The 15235-nt window shown below is 70.5% G+C and carries 13 protein-coding genes; 7 read left to right on the forward strand and 6 right to left on the reverse strand.

Annotated features, from left to right (window positions below; translation table 11 throughout):
• Window positions 1-46: 46 nt before the first annotated feature.
• Both IU450_RS07450 and msrB read left to right on the forward strand, forming a co-directional pair.
• Window positions 47-1390, forward strand: a complete 1344-nt coding sequence (locus IU450_RS07450; RefSeq protein ID WP_324197577.1) for a glycosyltransferase family 87 protein — start codon at window positions 47-49, stop codon at window positions 1388-1390.
• Window positions 1387-1830, forward strand: a complete 444-nt coding sequence (gene msrB / locus IU450_RS07455) for a peptide-methionine (R)-S-oxide reductase MsrB (RefSeq protein WP_195149036.1) — start codon at window positions 1387-1389, stop codon at window positions 1828-1830. Before IU450_RS07450 ends, msrB begins: the two co-directional genes overlap by 4 nt.
• Window positions 1831-2109: 279 nt before the next feature.
• Here msrB and hemQ read toward each other — a convergent pair whose 3' ends face one another.
• The 3 genes from hemQ to hemE form a co-directional block, all read right to left on the reverse strand.
• On the reverse strand, window positions 2110-2805 hold the full coding sequence (hemQ, locus tag IU450_RS07460; protein ID WP_043694486.1) for a hydrogen peroxide-dependent heme synthase: 696 nt from the start codon (window positions 2803-2805) through the stop codon (window positions 2110-2112).
• A gap of 243 nt (window positions 2806-3048) precedes the next feature.
• Complete coding sequence (locus tag IU450_RS07465) at window positions 3049-4410, reverse strand: protoporphyrinogen oxidase (RefSeq protein WP_195149037.1); 1362 nt, start codon at window positions 4408-4410, stop codon at window positions 3049-3051.
• A gap of 74 nt (window positions 4411-4484) precedes the next feature.
• The gene (gene hemE, locus IU450_RS07470) at window positions 4485-5540 is read right to left on the reverse strand and encodes a uroporphyrinogen decarboxylase (RefSeq protein ID WP_228834174.1); all 1056 of its coding nucleotides are present in this window, start codon (window positions 5538-5540) and stop codon (window positions 4485-4487) included.
• Between the two features lie 132 nt (window positions 5541-5672).
• Here hemE and IU450_RS07475 point away from each other — a divergent pair, with 132 nt between their 5' ends.
• Both IU450_RS07475 and IU450_RS07480 read left to right on the forward strand, forming a co-directional pair.
• Window positions 5673-6311, forward strand: coding sequence for a DUF3000 domain-containing protein (locus IU450_RS07475; protein ID WP_195032673.1), 639 nt, complete (start codon window positions 5673-5675; stop codon window positions 6309-6311).
• Window positions 6312-6448: 137 nt separating this feature from the next.
• Complete coding sequence (locus IU450_RS07480) at window positions 6449-7687, forward strand: ribonuclease D (protein WP_195149038.1); 1239 nt, start codon at window positions 6449-6451, stop codon at window positions 7685-7687.
• Between the two features lie 28 nt (window positions 7688-7715).
• On the opposite strand, the gene dxs is transcribed toward IU450_RS07480, so the two are convergent.
• Complete coding sequence (gene dxs / locus IU450_RS07485) at window positions 7716-9614, reverse strand: 1-deoxy-D-xylulose-5-phosphate synthase (protein WP_195149039.1); 1899 nt, start codon at window positions 9612-9614, stop codon at window positions 7716-7718.
• 146 nt (window positions 9615-9760) lie between these two features.
• Here dxs and glsA point away from each other — a divergent pair, with 146 nt between their 5' ends.
• The gene (glsA, locus tag IU450_RS07490; RefSeq protein ID WP_195149040.1) at window positions 9761-11626 is read left to right on the forward strand and encodes a glutaminase A; all 1866 of its coding nucleotides are present in this window, start codon (window positions 9761-9763) and stop codon (window positions 11624-11626) included.
• A 65-nt stretch (window positions 11627-11691) separates the two neighbouring features.
• Window positions 11692-12366, forward strand: a complete 675-nt coding sequence (locus tag IU450_RS07495; RefSeq protein ID WP_228834175.1) for an SIMPL domain-containing protein — start codon at window positions 11692-11694, stop codon at window positions 12364-12366.
• A gap of 221 nt (window positions 12367-12587) precedes the next feature.
• Here the strand turns inward: IU450_RS07495 and IU450_RS07500 are convergent, their stop codons facing one another.
• Window positions 12588-12887, reverse strand: a complete 300-nt coding sequence (locus IU450_RS07500; RefSeq protein WP_195149042.1) for a DUF1330 domain-containing protein — start codon at window positions 12885-12887, stop codon at window positions 12588-12590.
• Window positions 12888-12976: 89 nt separating this feature from the next.
• Between IU450_RS07500 and IU450_RS07505 the strand changes: the two genes are divergently transcribed.
• Window positions 12977-13780: an enoyl-CoA hydratase gene (locus IU450_RS07505; RefSeq protein ID WP_195149043.1), complete on the forward strand. Its 804-nt coding sequence runs from the start codon at window positions 12977-12979 to the stop codon at window positions 13778-13780.
• 4 nt (window positions 13781-13784) lie between these two features.
• On the opposite strand, the gene IU450_RS07510 is transcribed toward IU450_RS07505, so the two are convergent.
• Window positions 13785-15233: a class I SAM-dependent RNA methyltransferase gene (locus IU450_RS07510; RefSeq protein ID WP_195149044.1), complete on the reverse strand. Its 1449-nt coding sequence runs from the start codon at window positions 15231-15233 to the stop codon at window positions 13785-13787.
• Window positions 15234-15235 lie beyond the last annotated feature (2 nt).

A 15235-nucleotide genomic window follows, 5' to 3' on the forward strand; every position in this document is an offset into this window, starting at 1 on the left:
CAGGTCCCGGCAACCACCGGTAACCGATCCGGTGTACCGTGCCCCAGTGTTCCTTCGACAGCTCGAGCCCCGCACTGCTCGCACCACCGCCGAGGTGATCAAGTTCGCACTCTGGCCGCTGGCGGTCATGACGGTGCTGAACCGGGTCTTCATCAAGGCTGTCAACGGCTTCATCACCGACGACTACAAGCCGGTCTACCAGGCGTCCCTCGACTTCCTCAACGGGCGCCCGGTGTACACCGCGAACTTCGACTCGGTGGACCCGCACTATTTGTACCCGCCCAGCGGCACCCTGCTGATCGCGCCGATCGCGGCCATCGACTACGAGAAGTCACGGTGGCTGTTCATCGCCCTGAACGCGATCGCGATCCTCGTCGCGTGGTACCTGCTGCTGCGGCTGTTCCGGTACACGCTGAACTCGGTCGCCGCGCCCGCGCTGCTGCTGGCGATGTTCACGTCCGAGACCGTGATCAACACGCTGGTGTTCACCAACGTCAACGGCTGCGTGCTGCTGGCGGAGCTGATCTTCATCCACTTACTGCTGAAACGGCGGGACCTCTGGGCAGGCGCCGCGCTAGGACTGAGTATCGCGGTCAAACCGACGCTGGCCCCCTTGCTGTTGATCGCGCTGGTGCGCGGGCAATGGAAGGTGTTCGTGACCGCGCTCGGCGTGCCGCTGGGGCTGACGGCGATCGCCTGGCCGCTGTCGAAGGACCCGGAGAAGTTCCTCACGCGCACCGCGCCCTACATCTTCGAATCCCGCGACTACTTCAACAGCGCGATCGTCGGCAACGGCGAGTACTACGGCCTGCCGCCGTGGCTGACCTGGGGCATGCGCGTGGTGCTCGGCGTGCTCGTGCTGATCTCGCTGTGGCTGCTGTACCGCTACTACCGCGAGGACGAACTGTTCTTCGTCTGCACCTCCTCCGGCGTGCTGCTGACGGCCTCGTTCCTGCTCAGCTCGCTGGGGCAGATGTACTACTCGATGATGCTGTTCCCGTTCCTGATGACGGTGGTGCTGCGCAATTCGGTGCTGCGCAACTGGCCGGCCTGGTTGGCGATCTTCGGGTTCATGAGCTACGACAAGTGGCTGTCGGACCGCTGGCAGCACATCGGTCGCAACCTGGAGTACCTGCGCATCACCTTCGGCTGGGGGCTGCTGCTGATCGTCGTGTTCTGCGTGCTCGGCGAGCGCTATCTGGCCGCCCGGCGCGAAGGCCGGCTGCCGTTCGGGCTCGACCCCGCATGGATGAAGTCCGCGCCGGACTCCCGCGACGCCGCACCCCGACCGCACGCCCCGGCGAGCGAACCCGCTTTCGCTACGGAGACTTCCCGGCCACACAACGGTGCGGCACCCTTGGAGCAGAATCGTATTAGCGTGGAGCCATGAGTTTCGAAGCCGAGACCTCCCTGCCCGCGCCGCGCATCCAGCTCTCGCCGCAGGAATGGCGGTCGAAGCTGGACCCCGAGGAATACGCGGTGCTGCGCGAGGCTGCCACCGAGCGGCCGTTCACCGGCGCATACACCGACACCGCAACCGAAGGCGTCTACGTGTGCCGGGCCTGCGACGCCGAACTGTTCCGCAGCGCCGAGAAATTCGACTCGCACTGCGGCTGGCCCTCCTTCTTCGATCCTGCCGCGTCCGACGCGGTGATTCTCCGGCCGGACGACACGCTCGGTATGCACCGGGTCGAAGTGCTGTGCGCGAATTGCCACAGCCACCTCGGCCACGTGTTCGAGGGCGAGGGATACGACACGCCCACCGACAAGCGCTACTGCATCAACTCCATCGCCCTGCGGCTGCACCCCTCGGACAGCGCAGCGGAGTAACAGCCCGACGCTCACCGGCAGCGTACGGAAGTTCCAGCGCACGGCGCATGCCCCGAAAACTCTGGGCAAGCGGCCTCGGGGGCAACAAGCCCTCCCTGCCGCGATGGCGCGCGAGACTCAGCGCGTCAGCCGCCGACCAGGTGGAAGCCGGTCGGGCGAGTCGGCTAGCCGAGCCGGGCGAACCGATCTACCGCGCCCGGAGTTCGCGCCGACATCGGCGGCCGCAATCGCCGGCCCTTCGACCGGCAATCGAGCGCGACGAGAGGAATGCCCAGTGAATCAGGGCAGGGCGGCGATCAGTTTCTCGATCTCCACGCGGGGGCCGGTGAAGAACGGGATCTCTTCGCGCACGTGCTTGCGGGCGTCGGTGGCCCGCAGATCACGCATCAGGTCGACGATGCGGTGCAGTTCGGGCGCCTCGAAGGCCAGGATCCACTCGTAGTCGCCGAGCGCGAACGAGCTGACGGTGTTGGCGCGCACGTCCGGATATCCCCGCGCGGCCTTGCCGTGTTCGGCCAGCATCCGGCGGCGCTCCTCGTCGGGCAGCAGGTACCACTCGTAGGACCGCACGAACGGGTACACGCAGATGTAGGCGCCTGGGTCCTCACCGGCCAGGAACGCCGGGATGTGGCTCTTGTTGAACTCGGCCGGACGGTGCAGCGCCGCATTGCTCCAAACCGGCGCGCTGGCCCGGCCGAGTTCGGTGGTGCGGCGGAAATCGGCGTAGGCCGCCTGCAGGTCCTCGACGCGTTCGGCGTGCGTCCAGATCATGAAATCGGCGTCGGCGCGCATCCCCGCCACGTCGTAGATGCCGCGCACCACGACGTCGCGATCGGCGAGACCGTCGAAGAACGCCTTGGCTTCCTTGGTCGCGGCGTCCCGGTCCTCGCCCAGCACTCCGGGCTGTACCTGGAAGACCGAGAACATCAGGTAGCGGATGGTGGAGTTGAGAGCCTCATAGTCGAGTCGCGCCATAGCACCATCGTGCCACTCGCCCGGCGCCAGGTGATCCGCCGGGCAGGCACCGGAACGCAGGCGCGCACTCGCGAGGTCGCGGCGCTCGGCTGAGCGCATGCGACTTCAGGCGAATTCCCGGGAACGCCGACCCTCGGCGTGGGATCGGGCAGCGATCACGGAGTTTCGGCGCGCGATGGATTCGGTGCCGTCTGTGGCCGCACCGGGCCGTGAGTATTCGTCCGGGGCAGCGGCCGAAGTAGCTCAGCGCACGGTGTTCGCGCCGACTCGCGCGACGATCCGGCTCGCCGCGGCCGCGCCGGAGGCGACGCACGCGGGTACGCCGACGCCGTGCAGGTACGCACCGGCCACGGCCAAGCCGTCGAGCGTCGCGACCTCGGCTTCGACGGCCGCGATGCGGGCGGGATGGCCGGGCGCGTACTGGGCGAGCCCGCCCGGCCAGCGCTGCACGACCGCCGCGACCGGCTCGATGGCGACTCCGGTGACCGTGGCCAGGTCCTCGGTGGCGGCGGCGACGAGTTCGGAATCGGGCCACGACAGCGGGGAGTCGTCCCCGAACTTGCCGAAGGAGACTCGGACGAGGGCTGTCGCGCGCTGCGCGAGATGCGTCCATTTGCGGCTGGAGAGGGTGAACGCTTTGGCGCGCAGCGGCTCTCCGGTGGCCACCAAGATGCCGGAGTTGCGCGGCAAGGCGGTCTCGCGTGGCAGTGCCAACGCGACAACGACCGACGAGGACAGTTCGACGCCGGCCAGTTCCGCCGCCGCGGCGGGGGCGACGGCCTTCAGCAGCCGTGCGGTCACCGGCGCCGGGGTGGCGAGCACTACCGCGTCGACCGCGCCGATCGGGTCGACCACCCAGCCACGCAGCCCCTTGGCCAGGCGGGTGCCCGGTGTCGCGGTGACGAATCTGGCACCGGAGCGTTCGGCGAGTGCCTCGAGCAGCACCCGGTAGCCATCGCGGATTCCGCCGAAGACCGGCGCGTTCGACGGCGGCGGCAACGCGGCCCCGACGGCGGCGGTGAGGCTGGGCGCACCGTTGTCCAGCGCCGCGGCCAGCGTGGGCAGCGCGGCGCGGACACCGATGGAACGGGAACTGCCCGCGTACACGCCGCCGAGCAGCGGATCCACGCTGCGCTCGGCGACCTGCGCGCCGAACCGGTCGGCGACCAGGCGGTAGACGTCGACGTCGGAACCGGGCTCCCAGGTCAGCGGCCGGCCGGGCTCGGCGGCGATCCGGGCCAGCGTGGCCTCGTCGACCAGTCCGCGCATCGACTCGGCATTCGCCGGGACACCCATCAGGGTGCCTTCCGGCATCGGATGCGCCGATCCGGACGACCACACCAGCGGCCGCAGCCCGGCGGGGGTCACCAGCTGCGACTCGAGCCCCAGCTCACCGAGCAGCGCGGGCACTTCCGGCCGCCGCCCGACGAACGCTTCGGCTCCGAGATCCAGTGGCTCCCCGGCCAGTTCACCGGTGTAGAGGATGCCGCCGACCCGCTCCGCCCGATCGAGCACGAGCACGTCGGCTTCCGGTCCGAGCGCGGTCCGCAACCGATACGCGGCCACCAGCCCGCTGATGCCGCCGCCGACCACCGCGATACGCATGCTTCGACCGTATCGTGTGCCGCGACCGCGACCATCGAACGGCCCACGATGACGTGGGCCACATTCGCGCCGCTCTACAGTTCGTGGACGAGTTCCACCAGGGCGGTCAGCACGCCCGGATCGGTCTCCGGGAGCACCCCGTGGCCGAGGTTGAAGATGTGCCCGGTCGCGCCGAGCGTGATCGCCTCGTCCGCTTCGCGCGCGATCCGCCTGGCCTGCGCCTCGACCGCCTCGGGCCCGGCGAACAGCACGGCGGGATCGAGATTGCCCTGCAACGCTTTTCCGGGCCCGACGCGGCGGACGGCATCGGTCAGCGGCACCCGCCAGTCGACGCCGACCACGTCGGCGCCCGCCTCACCCATGGCGCCGAGCAGCTCGCCGGTGCCCACACCGAAGTGGATCCGCGGCACCCCGGCGTCGGCGATCTCGGCGAACACCCGCTCCGAATGCGGAAGCACGAAATTGCGGTAGTCGGCCAGTGAGAGCGCGCCCGCCCAGGAGTCGAACAGCTGTACCGCGTCGACGCCCGCCGCCAGCTGGGCCTGCAGGAACGCGATCGTGATGTCGGTGAGCACGCCGAGCAGCGCGTGCCAGGTCTGCGGGTCGGCGTACATCATCGCTTTGGTGCGCTCGTGGTTCTTGCTCGGACCGCCCTCCACCAGGTAGGAGGCGAGGGTGAACGGCGCCCCCGCGAACCCGATCAGCGGCGTCTCCCCCAGCGCGTCGAGCAGCAGGCGCACACCGTCGGTGACCGCCCCGACTTCTTCGGGCCGCAACCGGGGCAGTGCGCGCACGTCGTCGACGGTCCGCACCGGCGCGGCGACCACCGGCCCCACGCCCGGCACGATGTCCAGATCGATTCCGGCCGCTTTGAGCGGAACGACGATGTCGGAGAACAGGATTGCGGCGTCGACCCGGTGCCTGCGGATCGGCTGCAGGGTGATCTCGCACACCAGCTCCGGATCGAAGCAGGACTCGAGCATCCCGACGCCCGCCCGCACCTCGCGGTATTCGGGCAGCGAGCGTCCGGCCTGGCGCATGAACCACACCGGACGCCTGCTGGGCGTCGCGCCGGTAGCGGCGGCCAGGAACGGGGCATCGGTCAACCGGCGGCGGGTATGAGTGCTCATCACGGCTATCGTATGCGGGCCCGCTCGCAGGGGCGGACGCGGAGGCGGCAGAGATGACCGCACAGTCGCCGCATCGCCTGTAGCGGCGCGCCTCCGACTGCGCCGGGTGCACAAGGTCTACCGTCAGCATTCGTGACACCGCTCGACTTCCGCGACGGCGCCGCACCGACCGAAGGACCTCATGGCGAGCCAGCTCAGTTTCGCGCCGCGGTCGAGGCGATGGGCACCGCTACCGTGCACCCTCGGATCGAGCTCGCGCCCATCCGGCCACCGCAACGACTCGCACCGTACTCCTACGCCATCGGCGCGGAGGTCGCACATCCGGAAACCCCTGTGGTACCGGCAGATTCCGAAGGCGACGCGTTCGGCAGGCTGATCCTGCTGCACGACCCGGACGGCGACGACACCTGGCACGGCACCCTACGTCTGGTCGCCTACATCCAGGCCGACATCGACGCCGCGCTCGCCACCGACCCCCTGCTGCCCGAGGTGGCGTGGAGCTGGCTGGTGGACGCGCTGGAGTCGCGGACCGAACCGTTCACCGCGCTCGGCGGCACGGTGACCTCGACCAGCTCGGTGCGCTACGGGGATATCGCCGGTCCACCGCGCGCCCACCAGCTGGAGCTACGCGCCTCGTGGACGCCCGTCACCACCGATCTGCGCCCGCACCTCGAGGCGTTCTGCGAGGTGCTGGCCTACGCGGCGGGGCTGCCACCGGCCGGGGTGACCCAACTGCAGGTGCCACCCGGGCTGTCCGGCGATCACCCCTGAGCACGTCCCCGGCATGACGTGACCTGCGCCGGAACAGCGGTTGCCCGGTCCGGCGGCCTGTCGCACCCGATCCGCCGACACACTTATGCGGTGATAGGACGGCGGCGCCGTGGAGTCGGCACGTAAAGTTCATCACCATGTCCGTACCAGACGAATCCGAAGCCTCGGCCGCGACGCCCCTGCTCGCGCCGGTGGAGGGCGTGCCACCGGTACTGGACACCGCCGCCGAGATCAGCGCGGCCGCCGCCCGGCTGATCGCGGGCACCGGTCCGCTGGCCGTGGACGCCGAGCGCGCCTCCGGATTCCGCTACTCGGCGCGCGCGTACCTGATCCAATTGCGCCGCGCGGGCGCGGGCACGTTCCTCATCGATCCCATTCCGGTCACCGACGCCCTCGCCCCACTGGCCGAGGCGATCAACGGACTCGAATGGGTCCTGCACTCCGCGGACCAGGACCTGCCCGGTCTGGCCGAGCTCGGTTTGCGTCCGGCCCGGCTGTTCGACACCGAATTGGGCGGGCGCCTGGCGGGTTTCGAACGCGTCGGGCTGGCCGCGATGGTGGAGCGGCTGCTGGGCCGTGCGCTGCGCAAGGGGCACGGGGCAGCCGACTGGTCCACTCGGCCGCTGCCCGCCGACTGGTTGAATTACGCCGCCCTGGACGTGGAGTTGTTGCTGGAACTGCGCGACTCCGTGGCCGACGCTCTCGATGAGCAGGGTAAATCGGATTGGGCCGCACAGGAATTCGAGCACATTCGCACCCTGGATCCGCCCGCGCCGAAGGCCGAGCGCTGGCGGCGCACCTCGGGCATCCATACGCTGCGCCGCACCAGGCAACTCGCGGTGGTGCGCGAGCTGTGGACCACCCGGGACGCGCTGGCCCGCGCCCGTGACGTGGCGCCCGCCCGCATCCTTCCCGACGCCGCGATCATCGCCGCGGCGACCTCGGAACCGAAGTCCATCGCGCAATTGCGCACCCTGCCGGTGTTCGGCGGTCCGCGGCAGCGCCGGTACTCCCGCGAATGGCTCGCGGCGATCGAGCGCGGCCGCACGTTGCCGGACAGCGAGCTGCCGCCGCTCACCCAGCCGTTCGACGGTCCGCCGCCGGTCAACCGCTGGGAGCGCCGCGACCCGGCCGCGGCGGCCCGCCTGACCAGGGCGCGAGCCGCCATGGGCGAGCTGTCGGCCGAGCACTCGATCCCGGTGGAGAATTTGCTCGCGCCGGACCTGGTCCGCCGCCTGTGCTGGGACGGGCTGCCCGACTACGACGTGGCCGAACCCTCCGCGGTCGACGGGTTCCTGAAGTCGGGGGGCGCCCGGCCCTGGCAACGGGAACTCGCGGTACCGCGGCTGGCCGTGGCGCTGCGGCCGGCGGACTAGTACCCGGTCCGGCGGTTCGGCCGCGGCGTCAGCGGGCGGCCAGCCATCCGCTGATCCGCCGGGCGATGTCGGGGCCGGTGAGGCCGAGTTCGGTGTGCACCTCGCCGCGCGAGGCATGCTCCAGGAACTGTTGCGGCACACCGAGATCGCGGGTGGGGACGTCCAGCCCGGAGTTGCGCAGGCGAGCCGACACCGTCGAGCCGATGCCGCCGTGCAACCCACCGTCTTCGAGCGTGACGACGAGCCGGTAGTTCTCCGCGAGCTTCAGCAGGGTGTCGGAGACCGGCAGGACCCAGCGCGGGTCGATGACGGTGACCGAAATACCTTCGGAATCCAGCAGATTCGCCGCCTCCATGGCCGCACCCGCGAACGATCCCACCGCGACGAGCAGGACATCGCCGTGCACCGCCTGCACCGAGCCGCCCTCCGGCTCGGCCATCCGCAGCACATCGATGCCGTCCAGCCGTTCGACCGCGGAGATGTCCTCGGCGACACTGCCTTTCGGGAAACGCAGCGCGGTGGGCCCGTCGTTGACGGCCAACGCCTCGGCCAGCTCCTCCCGCAGGGTCGCGGCGTCGCGCGGAGCGGCCACCCGGATGCCGGGGATGATCCCGAGGACCGACAGATCCCACATTCCGTTGTGGCTGGCGCCGTCGGAGCCGGTGATGCCCGCACGGTCCAGCACCACGGTGACCGGTTGCTTCAGCAGCGCCACGTCCATCAGCAACTGGTCGAAAGCCCGGTTGAGGAACGTGGAGTAGATCGCCACCACCGGATGCATGCCGCCGAGCGCGAGCCCCGCCGCCGAGGCCATGGCGTGCTGTTCGGCGATGCCGACGTCGAACATCCGGTCGGGGAAACGCTCCCCGAACGCGGCCAGCCCGGTCGGGCCCGGCATCGCCGCGGTGATGGCGACGATGTCGGCGCGGCGCTCGGCGTGCGCGATCAGCTCTTCGGAGAACACCGACGTCCAGCCGCGCGCCTTCGGACCGCCGACGGGGACGCCGGTCAGCGGATCGATGGGGTCGCAGGCGTGCATCTGGTCGGCGACGTGATTCTCGGCAGGCGCGTAGCCGCGACCCTTCTGCGTCACCGCGTGCACCACGACGGGGCCGCCGAACTCCTTGGCTCGGCGCAGCGCCGCCTCCAAGGCGACCACGTCGTGGCCGTCCACCGGCCCGACGTACTTGAGGCCGAGGTCGCTGAACAGCTCCTGCGGGCTGACCGCATCTTTGATGCCCGCCTTCACCGCGTGCACCATCGAGTACGCCGACTCGCCCACCCGAGGGATGCTCTTCAAGATGCGCTTGCCCGCGTCCAGCGCGTGCTCGTAGGCGGGCTGGGTGCGCAGCGCCGTGAGCCGCTCGGCCAGGCCGCCGATGGTGGGCGCGTAGGAGCGGCCGTTGTCGTTGACCACGACGACCACCGGGCGGTCCGGGGCGGCGGCGATGTTGTTGAGCGCCTCCCAGCACATGCCGCCGGTGAGCGCACCGTCGCCGACGACCGCGACCACGTGCCGGTCCTGCCCGCTCAGCGCGAACGCCTTCGCCAGGCCGTCCGCGTAGGACAGCGCCGCCGAGGCGTGCGAGGACTCCACCCAGTCGTGGGCGCTCTCGGCGCGGCTCGGGTAGCCGGACAGGCCGCCCTGCTTGCGCAGCGAGTCGAACTGGTCCTTGCGCCCGGTCAGGATCTTGTGCACGTAGGCCTGGTGCCCGGTGTCGAAGATCAACGGGTCGGCCGGCGAGTCGAAGATCCGGTGTAGCGCGATGGTGAGCTCGACCACACCGAGGTTGGGGCCGAGGTGCCCACCGGTCGCGGCGACTTTGCGCACCAGGAACTCGCGGATCTCCTCCGCCAGCTCGCGCACTTGCGGCACGGTCAGCCGGCGCAGATCATCGGGCGTGTCGACCCGGGAAAGCACTCCCACCTGAACTAGCTCCCTCCGGATAGCGCATCTGATCCAGATCAGTCTACGGAGCGGCGGCCGACGCTCCCGCACGAGAACGGTCACACCGACCGACTGGAGGTCGGAATGTGAGCCTCGACATACGGTACCCGGCCTAGAGTGACAGGGTGGGCCGGCCCGAGCAAGTGGTCTCGCGGACAATCGAACCCGGCGTCGTCGCTCGGATCGTCGACGACGTCCACCAGCGGTGCCGGGGTGACAGTTCCGGAACCCCGGCCGATTACATTCCCGAACTGGCTGCGGTACAACCGGATTCGTTCGCCGTCTGCCTGGCCACCGTCGACGGCCGGATCTACGGTGCGGGCGATGTCGCGACCGGATTCACCATCCAGTCCATCTCCAAGCCGTTCACCTACGCCCTCGCGCTGGCCGACCGTGGACCCGACGCGGTCGCCGAGCGCATCGACGTCGAGCCGTCCGGGGAGCCGTTCAACGAGATCAGCCTGGATCCGGTGACCGCGCGACCGCGCAACCCGATGATCAACGCGGGAGCCATCGCCGCCGCCTCGCTGATCGCAGGCCGCGACCCCGCCGATCGCTTCGAGCGGGTCCGGCGCTACTACTCGCGTTTCGCCGGACGGGAGTTGAGCGTGAACGACGCGGTCTACGCCTCCGAGGCGCGCACCGGATACCGCAATCGCGCCATCGGCTACATGCTGCGCTCGTTCGGCATCCTCGATACCGACCCCGACGAGGCGGTCGATCGATATTTCCGGCAGTGCTCGATCACCGTCACCTGCCGCGATCTGGCCCTGATGGCCGCGACGCTGGCGAACAACGGGCGCAATCCGGCGACCGGGGAGCAAGCCGCCTCGGCCTGGTCGACCGAGCAGGTCCTCAGTGTCATGACCACTTGCGGCATGTACAACGCGGCGGGCGACTGGGTGACCACCGTCGGGCTGCCCGCCAAGAGCGGCGTCGGTGGCGGGATCGTGGCTGTGCTGCCAGGGCAGATCGGGATCGCCGTGTACTCCCCGCGCTTGGACCGGCACGGCAACAGCGTCCGCGGTGTGGCCGCATGCCGCGAGTTGTCGCGGCAGCTCGAGCTGCACTTTCTGCACGTGACGCGGGCCGCGCGGGCCGCCATCCGCGCCGCCTACTCGGTGGCCGAGGTGCCGTCCCGACTGCGCCGCCCGACCGAGGAGATCGCCGCGCTGGCCGCGCACGGGCACCGGGCGCGGATCTACGAACTGCACGGCGACCTGTTGTTCGCGGGTGCGGAGCGCACCGTGCGGACCATCGAAGAGCAGGCGGGCGAACTGGAAGCGCTGGCGATCGATGTGCGCCGGGTCGGCGAGGTGAGCGCGGTCGCGGTGCGGATGATCGATGATCTGCGACACGAATTGTTCTCGATGGGTGTCCGGGTGGCGCTGGTCGACCCGGACGGGCGGCTCGGGCACCCGGCCTCCCGGATCGATCCGGACGATCCCAGCGGCCGGGTGTTCGTCGATCGCGACACCGCGACCGAATGGTGCGAAGACATCGTGCTGGCCCACCACCGCCCCGCCGACGAGCCGCCGCGCGCCGCGATCACCGCGGCGAATCACCCCGCGCTCGCCGGACTCGCCGCGAGCGACCGCTTCGGTCTGGCACAGCAGTTCCAGGTGTGCGCCTTCGCTCGCGGCGCCGTGATCGCCGAACGCGGCAGTGCGCGCTCGGGGCTCTATCTGATTCTCGAGGGACGAGTGCGCCTGGCCTTCGAGGGAACCGACGGCCGCACGCATCGGCTGCTCAGCCTGTCGGCCGGAATGTCGTTCGGAGAGATTCCGATGCTGGTCGGCACGCCGTTCGGGAACGAGGTGCGGGCGGAGACCGGCGTACGGGTCGCGGTGCTGAGCCCGGAACGGTTCGACCGGCTCACCGCGCAGGCGCCCGAGAGGAAGCTCGCGCTGCTCGAACAGCTGGCCGCCGAGGCCTTCGCTCAGATCGACGCGGCCGTGCGGGCGATCGCGGCCCGCGGCGGCGACTACTGAAGGCGACTGCCGGAACGGGCACGATGGTGCGGTACGGATCGACAGCGATCGACGAGGAGAGTCCGTTGAGCAAGAAGAACGATTCCCGTGCGGGCACCGTCACGACCTACGGGCACGGCACCGCCCGCGCCACTCCGGACCTGATGCGGGTGACGATCTCCGTCGAGTCGCGGGCGAGCAAGGTCGCGCTCGCCTACAGCCAGGCCGGTGCGCGCGTCGCCGCGGTCGCGCGGTCGCTGCGATCCGACGGCGTCGACGGCGCGGACATCGCCACCAGCGGACTGTCGGTACAGACCGAAACGGTGTGGACCGAGGGCCAGGGCAACCGCATCACGGGATATCTCGCCACCACGTCGCTGACGGTCGCGCTGCGCGACATCGGCGAGGATGCCGATCCCGCGCCGGGTACCGTCATCGCCAATTGCGTCGATGCGGGCGGCGACGACGTCCGTCTCGGCGGTCTCGTCCTCACCTTCGCCGATCAGGAGTCCTTGCTCACCCGGGCCCGCGATGCCGCATGGGAGAACGCCATGGCCAAGGCCGAGCAGTACGCGCGGCGCGCGGAACGCTCGCTCGGCAAGGTCGTGGAGATCACCGAGAACACCGCCGCCGCGCCGCCCGTCCCACGCGCGCAGTCCATGTCCGCTCCGATGGAGGCCTACCGCGCCGCCGCCATCCCGGTCGAACTGGGCGAGAGCGAGATCTCCGCGGGCATCCGCATCACCTGGCAGTTGGACTGAGGACCGGTCGTCCCGGTGCGGCAGCCCGCGGCGACCGTACGCCGGGTGCCCGAAGTACGCCGGTCCACCGAGGTACGCCGGTCCACCGGGTATCAGTCGGCCAGGAACTCCACCCGGTTGCTCACCGCGTCGTGAGTGTGGAAACCGCGCTGCCGGTCCTCCGCACCTGCGGGCCAACACAATTGACGTGATGGATCACCGTTTCATCATGCCGCGACGCCTCACGACCCGTGGCCGAGCCCTCGCACCAGCAGGCTGACCGTGTCCGCTCCGGCATGACGATCCTTCGAGATCTCCTGATACTCCGGCGATTCGGACCACGCGCGGAAGGACGGCTCGTCCGGGAAGGACATCAGCACCACCTTCTCGCGGTCGGTGACGCCTTCGACGGTCTGCGGGGCTTCGTCGGCGGCCAGCAGTGTGCCGGAGTACCGGAGGAAGATGTCCAGGAATCGTGCCTGGTAGCGATCGTAGGCGCCGCGATCGGTGAACTTCAGTTGTGCAATTACATACACGGTCATGTCAGTGACTCTAATTGGACGTCCGCGCGAATTCGCCGCCACTGCGGGCCGGGCTGCCTATATTGAGGTCGCCACCGATCGGAGGTCGTATGTCGTTCGTGCTCATCGACACGCCGCGGCCGCATGTCGCCCTGCTGACGCTCAACCGGCCCGAACGGATGAACGCGATGGCGTTCGACGTGATGATCCCGCTGCGCGAGGCGCTCGAGCAGGTGCGCGCCGACAACGACATCCGCGTCGTCGTGCTCACCGGCGCGGGACCAGGTTTCTGCTCCGGCGCCGACCTGACCAGCGCGGGAAAGGTGCCGAACGTCGACGGGCTGACCGTCGCCAGCGTCGCGCGACGCTCGATGGATCTGCTCAACGACGTGATGATCACGCTGCGTCGGATGCACCAGCCGGTGATCGCCGCGGTCAACGGCGCGGCCATCGGCGGCGGGTTCTGCCTGGCCGTCGGCGCCGATATCCGGATCGCCGCCGCGGACGCGTATTTCCGCGCCGCAGGCATCAACAACGGGCTCACCTCCGCCGAACTCGGCATCAGCTATCTGCTGCCGCGGGCCGTCGGCGCGTCCAGGGCCTTCGAGATCATGCTGTCCGGTCGCGACGTGGACGCGGCCGAAGCCGAACGCATCGGCCTGGTCTCCCGCACGGTCGCGGCGGCCGAACTGCTGGACACCTGCTACGACCTGGCCGAACGCATCATCGGCTTCAGCCGGGTGGGCACCGAGCTCACCAAGCGCATGCTGTGGAGCGGCATCGAGGCGGGCGGATTCGAATCGCACATGCAGCACGAGGGCATGGCCCAGCTCTACGTCCGCCTCACCACCGGCAATTTCGACGAAGCGATCCGCGCCCGCCGCGACCGCAGGCCGCCGGTCTACGAGGACTGATCGCTCAACGCTCCAGCAGGGCGAGGCATTCGACGTGGTGCGTCGCGGGGAACGCGTCGAAGGCGCGCAGGTCGGCGAGCCGGTAGCCCGCGGCCTGATACAGGCCGAGATCGCGGGCGAACGCGGCGGGATCGCAGCCGACGTGGATGATCCGGGTCGGCCCGCCCGCGGTGACCGCACCGACCACCTCCTTGCCCGCGCCCGCGCGCGGCGGATCGAGCACGACGACGTCCGGGGCGGCCGCGCCGACGTGCTCGAGCACCCAGCGCTCAACCCGCTGGGTGCGCAGCTGGACCCACGGCAGATCGCGCAGCGCGGCGGCGCCGTCGGCCACCGCGGACCGGGCGGATTCCACCGCGAGCACCGCACCGGTGCGCCCGGCCTGCTCGGCGAGGCGCGCCGCGAAGACCCCCGCACCGCTGTAGAGGTCCCAGGCCCGGCCGCCGGGCCCGAGACCGGACCACTCCGCGACCAGGTCCGAATAACATTGCGCCGCACCGTGATGCGCCTGCCAGAAGCCCGTCGCCGCGACCTCCCACCGGCGGCCGGCCACGTACTCGGCCGCGCGTCCGGTGCCCTCGAACACCCACTCGTCGCGCGCCGCGTGCGCCGCGGCACGGCGCGCCGAGGCGTCGCGCCTTTCGTCACGCCGAGTGAACTCCCCCGCGGTCCACTCCCCACCGCGCCGATCGCCGCCGCCGCCGTGCCGTCCGCCGCGGCTATCACGGCTGTGCGGCCGTTCGCGGCGGCCGCTTCCGGCCCGCCGGTCCCGGCCACCCGGCTCGGAGCGCCGCCCACTCCCGCCCGGCCCGCGCCGATCCGCGCCGCGGCTGCCCGGCTCGGCCTCCACGGCGGGCGCCAACTCGACGATGTGCCGGACCCCGTCACCGTCCACCGCGATCACCAGGTCGGCCCCGGGCGTCCACAGCCGGTCCGCGACGCCCTCCAGCGCCCCCGCGACCGGTTGCGGGCACCGGAGATCCGCGATCACGTCGCTGCTGCGATAACGGTGCACACCGGCACGTCCGTGCGCGTCTACCGCGAGTCGCACCCGAGTGCGCCACCCGCCGATCGCGTCCCCCGGCCCGATCGTCTCCACCAGCACTTCCCGCTCGATCCCGGCCACCCGCCGCAACTGTTCGGCCACCACCGTGGCCTTCACCGCGCGCTGGGCCACCGGCGTGGCGAACGAGAAATCACAGCACCCGGCGCCACCGGGACCGGACACCGGGCACGTGGCGGGCACCCGGTCCGGCGAAGCCTCGAGCACCTCGATCGCGTCGGCCCGGCAGAACGAGCCGCCGCGATCCTCGGTGACCCTCACCCGCACCAGCTCGCCGGGCAGCCCGTGCCGGACGAACACCACCCGTCCCTCGTGCCGTCCGACGCAGAAGCCGCCGTGCCCCGGTGGACCGAGCCGCACCTCGAACGTGCTTGTCCGCCAATCGCTCATCC

Origin of the sequence: Nocardia abscessus (assembly GCF_015477775.1) — a bacterium.
In the GTDB taxonomy this organism is placed as follows: Bacteria; Actinomycetota; Actinomycetes; order Mycobacteriales; family Mycobacteriaceae; genus Nocardia; species Nocardia abscessus_A.